The organism is Bradyrhizobium sp. NBAIM08, assembly GCF_020193935.1.
Classification (GTDB): domain Bacteria; phylum Pseudomonadota; class Alphaproteobacteria; order Rhizobiales; family Xanthobacteraceae; genus Bradyrhizobium; species Bradyrhizobium yuanmingense.
In genome coordinates, this window is sequence record NZ_JADYVR010001140.1 from 1 (window position 1) to 393 (window position 393).

Annotated in this window: 1 pseudogene; it reads left to right on the plus strand. The window is 68.2% G+C overall.

What is annotated here, in order from left to right:
• Window positions 1-257: pseudogene (locus tag I6F37_RS43855) on the plus strand (CoA transferase); the annotation flags it as partial.
• Window positions 258-393: the final 136 nt, after the last annotated feature.

Here is a 393-nt window from a genome sequence, read left to right on the forward strand (position 1 = left end):
AGGCTGGCGTTCCCGCCGGGCTGGTGCTCGACGTGCCTGGTGTGCTGGCGCACGAACAAGTGACGGGCCGCGGCTTTGTCACCGCGTTCCCGGAAGCGGGGCAGCACGTGACGCGCGCGGGGTTCCTCCTCTCGGGCGAAGACCCGTGCCCGCAGACCCCCGCGCCAATGCTCTCCGCCCATACCGACGACTGGCTCACCAGGCTCGGCTACCGCCACGACCAAATCGAAGCCTTGCGCGCTGAAGGCGCCATCTGATCATGACGACCGCACCGACACAGGACGCCGCCGGCCTCGCTGCCGATTACTGGCGCACCGACATCATCGACATCGAACCCGGCCGCATCCACGTACGCGGCTACCCGATCCAGGAGCTGATCGGCCAGATCGGCTT